The organism is Gardnerella sp. DNF01189 (assembly GCF_049244195.1).
In the GTDB taxonomy this organism is placed as follows: domain Bacteria; phylum Actinomycetota; class Actinomycetes; order Actinomycetales; family Bifidobacteriaceae; genus Bifidobacterium; species Bifidobacterium swidsinskii.
In genome coordinates this window covers 461,966-473,938 of record NZ_CP058385.1, presented here as the reverse complement: position 1 = coordinate 473,938, position 11,973 = coordinate 461,966, and the positions used below count along the sequence as shown (strand labels likewise).

The window sequence follows — 11,973 nt, the reverse complement described above, 5'->3', positions numbered from 1 at the left end:
ATTTAATAGTTCAACATGCAATAAGTTAATAAGCGAGTAAGTTAATAAACTAATTTCGTGAATCTATAAGCGCGTAACCATGTCTTACAAGCACAGATTTAAGTTGCGTAAGATAAGCGAGTGAAGCTCTTGAAAGCTTCGTGCGCTCGTTGGTAATCCAGCCAACAAGCATAGTGTCATCACATTCAAGCGGAATAGTGACAATTTTTTCATTGTTTAAATCGCCGTTATCTATTCCAGTGCAAACAGTGTAACCATTCAACCCAATAATAAAGTTTAAAATGGTAGCGCGGTCAGAAACGTTGATCTTTTTCGGTGGGCGAGTAGGCCAAACCGCTTCTTCTGCGAAGAAGAAACTTCCTTCTTCTCCCTGTTCGTATTGAATAAACGGATACGGTTTCAAATCTTCCAAGCTCAAGCTTTTTCGCACTGCAAGCGGATTATTTCTAGAAAGAAAAACATGCAATTTTGCTCGGAAAAGCGGGTGGAATTCCAAATGTTTTTCACGAAGCAGCTTGCCGATTACATCCTTGTTGTAGTCAGAAAGATAAAGAATTCCAAGGTCTGCGCGCATATCGCTTACTTGCTTAATGATATTTTTTGTGCGCGTCTCGCGAATTGAAAACTCGTATTCGTTAGAATGAATACTGCGAATCATATCGACGAATGCTTCAACAGCAAACATGTAGTGTTGTGTTGCAACGCTGCATAATTGTGGGCGAGGCTTCGTACTTTTGTATCGTTCTTCAAGAAGATCCGCCTGCTCAATTACTTGTCGAGCGTACGTCAAAAACTCAGCTCCATCAGCTGTTAATGCAATTCCTTGAGTGGATCTAGTGAAAATTTCAATGTTAAGTTCTCTTTCAAGCTCTTTTACAGAAGAGCTCAATGCTGGTTGTGAAATATATAGTGCTCGTGCTGCTTCATTCATTGAACCGCAGTCAACGATTTTTACAATATACTTCAGTTGTAGCAAAGTCATACGAGCTTCTTTCGTGAGCTAAAAGTTACGATAATCATCAAAAATCACATAAATGAGCCGCTAACGAATCTAGCAAAAGGTATAGGCATAACCTAATTCTTAGTTGTCATAACCATAGTTCCACATAACCATAGTTTTATATATAATCTTAGTAGTATAAGCTAAATATTTAAGCAATTATTAAAGATTTACTCCTATTGAAGCTAAATCCTTACGCGCTTGCTCTGCAGTTGTAAAAACAAATCCATGCATGCCAACTCTATGAGCTCCATCAATATTTGCTGGCTTATCGTCGAAGAAAACAGTTGTTTGCGGATTTAATCCAAATCTACTTATAGCAAGTTCAAAAATTTCCGGTTCTGGCTTATGCAAATGCTCAACACCGGAAATAATGGTTCCTTGCAAAAGAGTAGAAAGTTCTGGGAATTTGCGTAACGCAAGTGGGAAAGTTTCTTTAGACCAATTTGTTAAGCCCCATACGCCGTATCCAGCTTTACGTAAATCATGCAATAAATCAACCATTCCAGGCATCATTCGTGTCAAAACTTGGTCATAATGAGCGCAATACCAACGGAAAGCTTCAGCAAGTTCGCTTCCAAAGCGACGTTCGTATTCAGGCATAAGATCTTTCAAAAGCTCGCCGCCATCCATGCGGTCCTCAAATTCATAGAACCCGGCTAAATCGTTCTTTCCAAAGCTTCCATTAGGGCAAATAGTATCAACTAAATTCGGGAACTGGTTTTGCAAACAGTTTCGGCAATTCCATTCGAGTAGAACTCTGCAATAATCAAACATGACGTCATGGATCTCAATATTTTGTGCGTTAGTCATTTATTTCTACTCCTTCTATTTTGTTTCATACGTTATTTTACATTCGCGTATTTTGTTTCATGCGTTAATTTTGTACACTGCTGATATTATTCCGCGCGCTACTTTATATTAATAAGAATCCCAAGAACATGCGGTAATGCATTTATAATGTCGCTTGCCACAATTGGATGTTCCAAAGTTAAAGCACGCTTTGATTTCACTATGTCTTGCACTAGTTGAGTGTAATTGTTTCCTCCGCTACTGCGTGACGCAAATACTGCGCAAACTCCATGAATCACAGCTGCGCTCGCTGCAATAAGTGCGTAATTTTTGTTGTTCGCATTGTTTTTCTCGTTGTTGTTCGCGTTGTTTTCGTTATCTTTTTCGTGCTGAGCCAGCAATGCTCCTAAAATTCCTGCTAGAACATCTCCTGAACCTGCAGTTGCTAGCCAGGATGGAGCGTATTGTGCAATATAAATAGGAGAGTGCAATTTTGATGGTGATGCAACTGCTGTTGTTGCGCCTTTAACTAACACAGTTGCTCCAGTAAGATCGGCTGCTTTTTGAGCGTAGTGTGTTGGGTTGCTGGCTATTTGTTGTGCGCTTACTTCTAAATCGTATCTAGTAAAAAGCGAGCTTAATTCTCCTGCGTGAGGTGTGAGAACTACTTTTTCGCAAACTTGTTTTGGTAGTAAGTCTAATGCTCCAGCATCTACGCATATTGGCGGAAGATTGTTATTTAATTGCGTTTCAGCGTTGTCGTTTTTGTTGTCGTTGTCGTTTTCGTTGGAGTATTTTGCAAGTATGCTAGCAATGTATTTTCTTTGAGATAAAGCCGTTTCGTCGTTGCAATGGCTTTCGTCTGGTATGCCGCATCCAACTGTTATTGCGTCGATTTTTCCGTTTAATTGTTCGTATGCTACTACTTCAGGGGATGCTTGCAATACTAAATTTTGTGCACGAAGAGGACCTGAATAACGGACCATTCCAATATTTGCATGTATTGCAGCGCTTGTGCTTAACACTGCTGCTCCGGGATAGTCGTTTGAACCGGTAATTACGCCTAGAACGCCTCTTGAATATTTATTATCGCTTGCATGAGGCGTGCGCAATGGTGTGGAAGCAAGATGAATATCTACTGATATTTCATTATTTGCAGAGTTTTTAGCGTCAGTGTGCGAACTGTCAGGTTTTGCAATGTAATTCATACCATCTGTATTGCCAAACATAGTATTAAGTGTAATCGTCATTAAGCACATGCAGAGTTGGCTAAACATGTGTATTACTGTCTAAACTTATGTATTGTTACAATTTGTAAACATTTTGAAAATATTTGTAATTTTTTTGTTATTCTGCGTGTCGTGAATATTATGGCGTGTCGCTACTAGTTTTGCGTAAAAAATAAACAAAAATGCCTGATTAATAAATTTGTCCAAATGTTATAATCACATTTATTTTTTCGTTGGTATATTAACGTTTTTTAATGCAAGATAAAGCAGAAAGCAGCATGGTCTTTTTTGAAATTTTGCATTATAGCAGATGAAAAATTCACGAAACGCATTTTTGCAAAAATAATTATATTTTTTCACATTTTTTATTGACCGTCACGTATATTTTTCTTATGCTATAAGCGTTATTGCGAATGATTATTTTTTTCATGAATAGCTTTCATGAGTACCTCTCACAATCAACCCATGCAATAACAGTTAAAGATTCCCGAAAGGAACGAGTGTGAAAACTTCACGAATTTTCGCAACTGCAGCTGCGGTTGCATTATTAGCAACTTCTATGGGTGCTTGCGGCTCCGCAAAAAATGCCGAAAATAAGGCGAAGGGCAATCAAGTAAATGTAGTGGCAACTACAACTCAAATTTGCGATTACGTAACTCAAATCGCTTCAACTGCTGACGCAAAATCTGGATTGAGCCTCAATAAGACTGATTCTCAGGGCAAGAAGTCTGTAATCGGAGCTCCTCAAGACAAAGCAAAGTCAACAATTAATTTGACCTGCTTGCTTGCGCCAAACGCTTCTGCTCATGAGCATGAAATGACTCCAGCTCAATCTAAAGCTCTTTCTAAGGCTGATTTGATGCTTGTTTCTGGTGTAGATCTCGAGCACTTCTTGGATCAAGCTGTGAAAGCTACCGGTTTTAAGGGCACTATGGGTGTAACTTCCGGTATTCTCACTGCTGACGAAATCAAGGATCCAAAGGCTGAGACTGCTAAGGAAAAGGATCTTCCATACAAGGTTGATCGCGGTATCGCTAAGGTGCATGCTGAAAAGTGGCCATTCCCTCCAGAAGAAGGCGAGAAGGAGCCTGAATTCCAGTACGATCCACATATTTGGACCAGCACGAAGAACACGATGATTCAGGTTAAGAATATTGGTTATTTCCTCGGAAAAGCTCTTCCTAAGAGCAAATCTATTTTCGATGAGCATGTTGAAAAGTTCGTTAAGTCTTTGACTGATTTGGATGCTTGGGCAACTAAAGCTTTGAATAGTGTGCCACAAAAGCATCGTGTTCTCTTCACTTCTCACGATGCATTCGGTTACTTCTCTCGTGACTACAATGTGAAGTTCATTGGTGCAGCACTTTCTGATTTCAACAGCCAGCAGGATGCTACTGCAGATCATATTCAGAAAGCTGCAGAAGATGTCAAGAAGTCCGGAGCTGTTGCGATTTTTGCTGAGAATTCTAACAATTCCAAGTCTATCAAGGCTGTTGCTGCAGCAGCAGGAGTAAAGGCTGTTATTGGCGACGACGCACTTTATGGAGATTCGCTTGGACCAGTCGGATCTGCAGGCGAAACTTACATCGGTTCCATTGTTCACAATGTTGAAACATTGGTGAAAGCTTGGAATGGTAATGTTCCTGAACTTCCAGATTCAGTTAAGACTGCATTGAAGAAGTAACATATAAATAACAGTAAAAATAATAGTATCGTAACAGTAACTTTAATAGCGAAAGTTTAATAGCGAAAGCAAGAAGTTACTGTTACGAATACTTATTAATAAACTGAAAAGACTGGAAATATAGTGAATAAGAGCGTCCTTGCAATGAAAAATTGCGACCTGGCATACGGTTATAAAACTGTAGTGACTGGTATTAATGGCAGTGTGCAAGCCGGGGAAGCTTTGGCTTTAATAGGTCCAAATGGTTCTGGGAAAACAACGTTTTTGCAGGCTATTATTGGTATCGTGCGCGTAAGTCGCGGTGAACTGAAAATGCCTAAGGCTTTGTCTATTGGATATGTTCCACAGCAGGTTGATTTGGATTTAACGTTCCCGATTACTGCACGGCAAGTTGTTGCAATGGGCTTAAGTAGACAGACAGGTTTTCTTGGATTGCTTAAAAAAGATCAGAAAAAAGCTGTTGAGGATGCTCTTAATCATGTTGGTTTATTCAATCGCGCAGATGTGCGATTTGGTGACCTTTCTGGCGGTCAGCGCCAGCGCATTCTTCTTGCGCGCGCGATTGTTGCAAAGCCAACGCTTATTTTGCTCGACGAACCTTTTAATGGTCTTGATGAACCGAATCGCCGAGAACTTCTTAATATTATGAAATCAGCAAAGCAAGAAGGTATTGCTTTTGTTGTATCTACGCACGATTTAGTTATTGCAGATGCTATTTGTGAAAAAGCGCTACTTTTAGCTGGCAAGCAGATTGCTTTTGGCGCGCTTAAAGAAGTAATGACTAAAGAAAATATTACTCGTGCATATGGTGGAAGCATGCCTGCTGCTTCTGCAGGTCTTACTTTTTCGGAAATTGCGGAAGGCTGATTTTCAATGCTTGCCCAATTAGTTGAGTCATTAAGAAAAGTTCTGGAACCAATTCCTGGTTTTGATTTTATTGCTTCTGCTCCTTATATTTTTCGCCCGTTCTGCTTACTTATAGTTCTATCTATAGCTAGCGGAATCGTTGGTGTATTTGTGAACTTGAGATGTGCTGAATTTAATGCGGAAGCTATTGTGCATGGCATATTTCCTGGAATTGTTGTAGGCGCTTTATACGGTGGCATAGATCAAATTATTCCTGGTGCTGCAATTTGTTCAGTATTTTTAGTTGCTGCATTAGTGTGGGCTTCTCGTTCAACTCGCATAAATGAATCGATTATCGCAACTGTTTTAACTACTTTCTTTGCTCTTGGTGTAGTAATTTCACTAAAAAAAGGTGATATGTCAGGTCAGCTCGAGGCATTGATGTTTGGTAGGCTGCTTGATGTCACTGATGAGCGAATGACTCAAGCAATGTGGATTTGCTTGTTTGCAATTATTGTGCTTTTGGCAACTTGGAAACAGCAGATTATTGTTGCTTTCGATCGAGCAAGTGCTCCATTAATGGGAGTGCATACTCTTTTTGTCGATATTGTTCTTAACGTTGGCATTGCTGCGGTTGTTGTTTCTGCATCTTCAGCTGTTGGTGTTCTTCTTGTGATCGGGTACCTTATTATTCCAGGAGCTAGTGCTCGTTTAGTGTCTAGAACAGTTGGGCGTATGGTTGCAGTTGGTATCTTTGTTGGTATTGCTGGAGTTGTTCTTGGTATGTACGTTATGAATTTGGAGCTTGATCATCCTATTTCTCCTCAAGCTGCAATTGCATTAAGCATGTGTGCAATGTTCGTAGTTGTGCTTATTGTACGCTGGCTATTCCAAGTCATTTCATCTATAGTTTTTGCGCATAAAACTCATACAAGCGGTACCGATATGCATGTTTTAGCAAAATCTTGTAAAGGTAGGGAATAGATGGTAAGTATTTGGCAAATTATTGCTCTACCTATAGTTGAAGCAATTGTTGTAGGTGCTCTATGTGGTTTTGTTGGCTCTCTCGCGCTTCTTAATCAGCGAATATTCTTTACTGAATCTATTACTCATGCTGCTTTTCCTGGAGCAGTATTAGGTGTAGTTTTAACTTCTGCTTATACAATAGATCAAAATATTTTGTCGCTTGGGCTTTTTGTCGGTGCTGCTGTTGCGTGTGTTGTACTTTCTTTAGTAATGTATGCACTTTCGCATCTTAAAGGCATTTCTTCGCAAGCTGCAGCTGGTATTACTTTAACTGTTGGCTTTGCTAGTGGATACTTTTTAAATAAGTGGTTTGCTCCATTGCCATTGCGTATTGAGGGATTTTTAACTGGATCATTGCTTAATTGCACTCCTGCAGACGTAATTTCAGCCTCTGTTGCTTTCTTGCTTGTTTTGGGATTATGGATTTTTAATTCTGCTAATCTTGTGCATTGCTCGTTTGACCCTATTAATTACCGTGCTGCAGGCGGAAGATCAGGTTTTATACAGGGCATGGTTCTTGCTTTGATTATTATTACTGTTTCCGTTATTATTCCAGCAGTTGGTACAGTTGTTTCAGTATCTCTTATTGCTGCTCCTGCTGCAGCATTAAAGGGAAGAATTGCTTCTATAAATAAATTCGTACTTGCATGCGTAATTACTGCTGTTTCAATTGCTTTAATTGGACTAGCTTTAGCTGTAATACTGAAGCTTTCTGCCGGTGGCACTATTGCTATTTGCGCTGGAGCTTTCTTCTTAATAGTCAAGATTGGCGAAAGCATTTTTATAAAAATTAATGATTTTTCATCAAGATTGCATGCAAGGCGAGAAAAAGTAGCCGAAAACGCTATTTAGCAAAAGAGTTTTAAAAGTCGCTCTGTTGTCCTAGAATGTCAACGAATTGCGCGTGAAAAATGCGCGCGATTGACGTCGTTTTTGCGCGTTTTGTTGATTGTTTAATCGCGTAAGTTTATCGACGTCACACAAGTCCAGGTCTGCACATTAGTAACGCAAGACCCCGATAGAAAAGGACAATTATGGCTGAAAATACCATCTCCATCACCGTAAACGAGGAACGCAAGGAGGTGGATGCAAGCTTCACTGGCGCCCAACTTTTCGCGGAAGATAAGAATATTATTGCTGTGCGTTTAAATGGCGAGTTGCGTGATTTGTACACGTCTCTTCATGACGGCGATACCGTGGAATCAGTGGCCCTTGATAGTGAAGATGGCATCGCAATCATGCGTCATTCCGCTACTCACGTGATGGCTCAAGCTGTTCAAGAAATTCGACCAGACGCAAAGTTGGGCGTAGGTCCTGTAATTAAAGACGGCTTTTACTACGATTTCGATGTTGATACTCCATTTACGCCAGACGATTTGAAGCAAATCGAAAAGCATATGCAGCACATTATTAAAGAGTCTCAAAGCTTCCGTCGTCGCGTTGTAACAGAGGACGAAGCGCGCGAAGAAGAAGCAAATCAACCTTATAAGTTGGAGTTGATTGGGGATAAGGAAGCAGCTCTTGATCCTGCTGCCTCTGGCGAAATCAGCAAGCATGAGCTTAGCATGTACGACAATGTAGATCGCGAAGGAAACAAGGTTTGGAGCGATTTGTGCCGCGGACCTCACCTTCCAAACACGCGTTACATTAAGGCTTTTAAGCTTGAGCGTGTGGCTGCAGCTTACTGGCGTGGCTCGGAGCAGAATCCTATGCTTCAGCGCATTTACGGCACTGCTTGGCCTAGCAAGGAAGAGCTTAAAGCTTACACAACTCGCATGGAAGAAGCTGCTAAGCGCGATCACCGCAAGCTTGGTCAAGAGATGGATTTGTTCTCCTTCCCAGACGAGATTGGCCCAGGCTTAGCCGTATTCCATCCAAAGGGTGCTGCAATTATTAACGCAATGGAAGATTATTCGCGCGAGCAGCACAGAAAGCATCACTACAGCTTCGTACAAACTCCGCACATTACTAAGGGTGGCTTATATGAGACTTCCGGCCACTTGCAGTGGTACAAGGATGGCATGTATCCTCCAATGAAGCTTGACGAAGAGCGCGACGAAAATGGTAACGTAACTCGCCAAGGTGCTGACTACTACTTGAAGCCAATGAATTGCCCAATGCATAACTTGATCTTCAAGTCTCGCCAGCGTTCTTATCGCGAGCTTCCTTTGCGCTTGTTTGAGTTTGGTACTGTGTATCGCTACGAAAAGTCTGGCGTTGTGCATGGTTTAACTCGTGTTCGTGGATTGACTCAGGATGATTCGCACATTTACTGCACTCGCGAGCAGATGCGCGATGAGTTGAAGAGCTTGCTTAACTTTGTGCTTGGTCTTCTTAAAGACTTCGGTTTGAACGACTTCTACTTGGAGCTTTCCACTAAGGATGAGCATAAGTTCGTCGGTTCCGACGAGATTTGGGAAGAAGCAACTAATACTTTGGCAGAGGTTGCTAAAGAGTCTGGTTTGGAACTCGTGGACGATCCAGGTGGAGCTGCATTCTACGGCCCGAAGATTTCCGTGCAAGCTCGAGACGCAATCGGTCGCACTTGGCAGGTTTCTACTATTCAGCTCGACTTCAACTTGCCTGAGCGCTTTAAGTTGGAGTACATTGCGGCTGACGGTAGCCACCAGCGTCCTGTGATGATTCACCGCGCACTCTTTGGCTCTATTGAGCGTTTCTTCGCTATTTTGCTCGAGCATTACGCGGGCGCGTTCCCAGCATGGTTGGCTCCAGTTCAGGTAACTGGCGTTCCTGTTGCAGACGAGTTCGCTCCACACTTGCAAAAATTGATTAGCGATTTGGAAGAGAATATGGTTCGTTGCGAAATGGACAACTCTGACGATCGCTTCGGCAAGAAGATTCGTAACGCTTCTAAGTCTAAGGTGCCATTCACTTTGATTGCTGGCGAAGAGGATGTGAACAACAATGCTGTGAGCTTCCGCTTCCGCGATGGCAGCCAATTGAATGGCGTTCCTGTTTCGCAAGCTAAAGAGTGGATTTTGTCCATCATTAAGCAGCGCGTTCAGGTCAATACTGCAGAAGATTTCGAGCGCTACACTAAGTAGCATAAGCTATTTAAGTTATGTAATTTAAATAACGTTACTTAAGCAGCACAGTTTCGCTTGAAAACTAAATTGCAATAAATAAACGAAATAAGCAAAAGTCCACACTTCTTAACGTTGTGTGGGCTTTTGTGTGTATTACAGCCGATTGACTAATATGAGATTGTTTATTGAACCCAAGTTTTATTTGCTTGATTACGCTAGGAAGGTTGCATTCAATGTTGGAATCATTACGCAGCGGGTTTAAGCGCACTATTTCTCCAATTGCAAAATTGCTAGTCCGATTAGGCATAAGTGCTAACTGTGTAACAATTGTCGGAACAATAGCTGTAGTTATTATTGCTTTTGTTACTGCTTTTACTAAACAGTTTGTTGTTGGCACTATATTTTTAACTATTTTTGTGCTTGCGGACAGTTTAGATGGTTCTGTTGCTGCTTTGACAACAGGCGGCACAAAATTTGGTGCATTTCTTGACTCAACTCTCGATCGCATTGCAGACTGGTCATTATTTTCCTCTGTATGCATTTGTTTGTATGAAGCTCACGAAAAAGATATGTGCACTTGGATTTCAACTTTGAATGGCAATGCAATAAAGTGTGTAGGATTATTAAGCTGTTTGGTTGCTCTTATGGCAGCTTTCGTAACTTCATACACTCGCGCTCGCGGTCAGTCAATAAATGTAGATTCTAAAAAAGGTTTAATAACTCGTGCAGATAGAGTTGCTGTGATTCTTGTTGCTATGGGGCTTGTTGGTCTTACAAATCAACTTTTTTGGTTAAGTTTTGCTATGATTCTGCTTGCTATTGGCGGTATTATTACAGTTTTCCAGCGTATTTTTGAAGTAAAGCATGGGCTTGATATAAAAGATAAATAAAATTTGTCGCGAAAGCGCAATAAAATCGTTTCGTTTGATTAACTGTACGTTTTAGGAGTATCATGTCAGGTCATTCCAAGTGGGCGACTACAAAGCACAAGAAGGCCGCTATCGACGCAAAGCGTGGCAAGCTTTTTGCCAAGCTTATTAAGAACATTGAAATTGCTGCACGTTTGGGTGGTGGCGATCCTGATGGTAACCCTACGCTGTACGATGCCATCGTTAAAGCTAAAAAGGCTTCCATGCCTGCTGACAACATCAAGCGCGCTGTAAAGCGTGGTTCTGGTGAAGAAGCTGGCGGCGCAAACTATGAAGAGATTGTTTACGAAGGTTACGCTCCTGCAGGTGTTGGATTGATTATTGAATGCCTTACTGATAACCGTAATCGTGCTGCTGCTGATGTGCGTTCAACTCTTACTAAGGGCAACGGTTCTTTGGCAACAAGCGGTTCCGTGAGCTTCAACTTCGAACGTAAAGGTTTGATTGAAGTTCCATCCGAAGGTGTTGACTACGATAAGCTTTTCGAAGTTGCAGCTGAAGCTGGAGCTGAAGATGTTGCTGATGATGGCGATGTTTATTCTGTTTACACCAATTCCAGTGATTTGGTAACTGTGCGTAAGGCTTTGCAGGAAGCTGGTTTCGACTATGATTCTGCAGATATCATTATGCATCCAAATAATGAGGTTGAATTGAGCTTCGAAGATGCTCAAAAGGTTTCTCGCTTAATCGATAATCTCGATGACTTGGACGATGTTCAGAATATTTACAGCAACTGGACCGCTTCAGATGAAGTTATGGCTCAGCTTGAGGAAGATGAATAGTCTCCTATGATGATTTTGGGCGTTGACCCCGGGCTTACTCGCTGCGGGGTCGGCGTGATTGAAGCCGGCGTCTCGCGTCGGCTTTCTTTTATTCACGTCGATGTGTTGAGGTCTGAGCCTGATCTTTCGCAAGATTTGCGACTTTTAAAGATTTATAATGGATTAGTTGAAAAAATTGAGCGTTTTTCGCCTGATACTGTGTCTATTGAACGTGTTTTTGCGCAAGAAAATCGAAATACTGTTCTTGGCACTGCACAGGTTGCAGGTATTGCAATGCTTGCTGCAGCTCAGCGCAATATTCCTGTTGCTTTACACACTCCTACTGAAGTTAAACTTGCTGTAGCTGGAAACGGAAAAGCTCAAAAACCTCAAGTAGAGCGCATGGTCGCGCGACTACTTGGACTTAATGTTTTGCCTACTCCTGCTGATGCTGCCGACGCTTTAGCTCAAGCTATTTGTCATGCTCTTCGTCCTTCTGGTGCTTTACAAGGTGGCGAGCGCGAGCAGCATCTAACTGCTGCGCAGAAACAGTGGGCTTTAGCTCAAGCTCAGGCGCGTAAATCTTCTTCTGTCGTTCGAGGCATGTAGGATATTAATAGAACAGATGTTCTATTATAATTGTATTTGACTTTATGTGC

11 protein-coding genes are annotated in these 11,973 nt (G+C 41.5%); 8 read left to right on the top strand and 3 right to left on the bottom strand.

The window, feature by feature from the left end; genetic code table 11:
* Window positions 1-49: 49 nt before the first annotated feature.
* The 3 genes from HXT41_RS01955 to HXT41_RS01945 all read right to left on the bottom strand — a co-directional run bounded on the left by HXT41_RS01955 (window position 50) and on the right by HXT41_RS01945 (window position 3,051).
* Window positions 50-982: a LysR family transcriptional regulator gene (locus HXT41_RS01955; RefSeq protein ID WP_012914223.1), complete on the bottom strand. Its 933-nt coding sequence runs from the start codon at window positions 980-982 to the stop codon at window positions 50-52.
* Between the two features lie 180 nt (window positions 983-1,162).
* The gene (locus HXT41_RS01950; protein WP_012914222.1) at window positions 1,163-1,813 is read right to left on the bottom strand and encodes an HAD family hydrolase; all 651 of its coding nucleotides are present in this window, start codon (window positions 1,811-1,813) and stop codon (window positions 1,163-1,165) included.
* A 98-nt stretch (window positions 1,814-1,911) separates the two neighbouring features.
* A complete protein-coding gene (locus HXT41_RS01945; RefSeq protein ID WP_102155119.1) occupies window positions 1,912-3,051 on the bottom strand; it encodes an ADP-dependent NAD(P)H-hydrate dehydratase in 1,140 nt (379 codons plus the stop codon).
* A 472-nt stretch (window positions 3,052-3,523) separates the two neighbouring features.
* Here HXT41_RS01945 and HXT41_RS01940 point away from each other — a divergent pair, with 472 nt between their 5' ends.
* The 8 genes from HXT41_RS01940 (at window position 3,524) to ruvC (ending at window position 11,923) form a co-directional block, all read left to right on the top strand.
* Entirely contained in the window at window positions 3,524-4,705 is a 1,182-nt protein-coding gene (locus HXT41_RS01940; protein ID WP_004108796.1) for a metal ABC transporter substrate-binding protein, read from the top strand.
* A gap of 144 nt (window positions 4,706-4,849) precedes the next feature.
* Window positions 4,850-5,572 (top strand): metal ABC transporter ATP-binding protein, encoded by a 723-nt coding sequence (locus HXT41_RS01935; protein WP_041160582.1) that lies wholly within the window; start codon window positions 4,850-4,852, stop codon window positions 5,570-5,572.
* Window positions 5,573-5,578: 6 nt separating this feature from the next.
* Window positions 5,579-6,535, top strand: coding sequence for a metal ABC transporter permease (locus HXT41_RS01930; RefSeq protein ID WP_012914218.1), 957 nt, complete (start codon window positions 5,579-5,581; stop codon window positions 6,533-6,535).
* Window positions 6,536-7,429: a metal ABC transporter permease gene (locus tag HXT41_RS01925; protein ID WP_004108805.1), complete on the top strand. Its 894-nt coding sequence runs from the start codon at window positions 6,536-6,538 to the stop codon at window positions 7,427-7,429.
* A 182-nt stretch (window positions 7,430-7,611) separates the two neighbouring features.
* Window positions 7,612-9,642, top strand: coding sequence for a threonine--tRNA ligase (thrS, locus tag HXT41_RS01920; RefSeq protein WP_012914217.1), 2,031 nt, complete (start codon window positions 7,612-7,614; stop codon window positions 9,640-9,642).
* Between the two features lie 215 nt (window positions 9,643-9,857).
* The gene (locus tag HXT41_RS01915; RefSeq protein ID WP_064621377.1) at window positions 9,858-10,514 is read left to right on the top strand and encodes a CDP-alcohol phosphatidyltransferase family protein; all 657 of its coding nucleotides are present in this window, start codon (window positions 9,858-9,860) and stop codon (window positions 10,512-10,514) included.
* Window positions 10,515-10,576: 62 nt separating this feature from the next.
* The gene (locus HXT41_RS01910) at window positions 10,577-11,335 is read left to right on the top strand and encodes a YebC/PmpR family DNA-binding transcriptional regulator (protein ID WP_004106544.1); all 759 of its coding nucleotides are present in this window, start codon (window positions 10,577-10,579) and stop codon (window positions 11,333-11,335) included.
* A 6-nt stretch (window positions 11,336-11,341) separates the two neighbouring features.
* Window positions 11,342-11,923: a crossover junction endodeoxyribonuclease RuvC gene (gene ruvC, locus HXT41_RS01905; protein ID WP_012914216.1), complete on the top strand. Its 582-nt coding sequence runs from the start codon at window positions 11,342-11,344 to the stop codon at window positions 11,921-11,923.
* Window positions 11,924-11,973: the final 50 nt, after the last annotated feature.

Coding starts and splice junctions, on each gene's coding strand:
- HXT41_RS01955 (WP_012914223.1), bottom strand. CDS start 982: ATGACTTTGCTACAACTGAAGTATATTGTAAAAATCGTTGACTGCGGT.
- HXT41_RS01950 (WP_012914222.1), bottom strand. CDS start 1,813: ATGACTAACGCACAAAATATTGAGATCCATGACGTCATGTTTGATTAT.
- HXT41_RS01945 (WP_102155119.1), bottom strand. CDS start 3,051: ATGTGCTTAATGACGATTACACTTAATACTATGTTTGGCAATACAGAT.
- HXT41_RS01935 (WP_041160582.1), top strand. CDS start 4,850: ATGAAAAATTGCGACCTGGCATACGGTTATAAAACTGTAGTGACTGGT.
- HXT41_RS01930 (WP_012914218.1), top strand. CDS start 5,579: ATGCTTGCCCAATTAGTTGAGTCATTAAGAAAAGTTCTGGAACCAATT.
- HXT41_RS01925 (WP_004108805.1), top strand. CDS start 6,536: ATGGTAAGTATTTGGCAAATTATTGCTCTACCTATAGTTGAAGCAATT.
- thrS (WP_012914217.1), top strand. CDS start 7,612: ATGGCTGAAAATACCATCTCCATCACCGTAAACGAGGAACGCAAGGAG.
- HXT41_RS01915 (WP_064621377.1), top strand. CDS start 9,858: ATGTTGGAATCATTACGCAGCGGGTTTAAGCGCACTATTTCTCCAATT.
- HXT41_RS01910 (WP_004106544.1), top strand. CDS start 10,577: ATGTCAGGTCATTCCAAGTGGGCGACTACAAAGCACAAGAAGGCCGCT.
- ruvC (WP_012914216.1), top strand. CDS start 11,342: ATGATGATTTTGGGCGTTGACCCCGGGCTTACTCGCTGCGGGGTCGGC.